The 232-nt window shown below is 48.3% G+C and carries 1 protein-coding gene; it reads left to right on the top strand.

Features of this window, described 5'->3' with window-relative positions; genetic code table 11:
- Positions 1-156: 156 nt before the first annotated feature.
- Positions 157-232, top strand: a 76-nt coding sequence (locus SB772_RS45940) for a twin-arginine translocation signal domain-containing protein (RefSeq protein ID WP_410839265.1), incomplete at its 3' end; no start/stop codon positions are given.

Here is a 232-nt window from a genome sequence, read left to right as displayed (position 1 = left end):
CAGGGGCTTAAAGAAGATAAACGTTAGCACACTGCGAGCGAGGCGACGACCATTATTGTCGATTAAATTGTGTCTGCGGCTTGACCTTCCCGTAAGGGGAAGGACTATGCTCAACGTTTGATTTTGTTTCGCCTGCTTAAGAATAAGGAAATAACTATGCAACGTCGTGATTTCTTAAAATATTCCGTCGCGCTGGGTGTGGCTTCGGCTTTGCCGCTGTGGAACCGCGCAG

Source organism: Paraburkholderia sp. SIMBA_030 (genome assembly GCF_046535245.1).
Lineage (GTDB): Bacteria > Pseudomonadota > Gammaproteobacteria > Burkholderiales > Burkholderiaceae > Paraburkholderia.
Note: the sequence above shows the minus strand (reverse complement) of the source record. Positions and strands in the feature narration are given on the sequence as shown.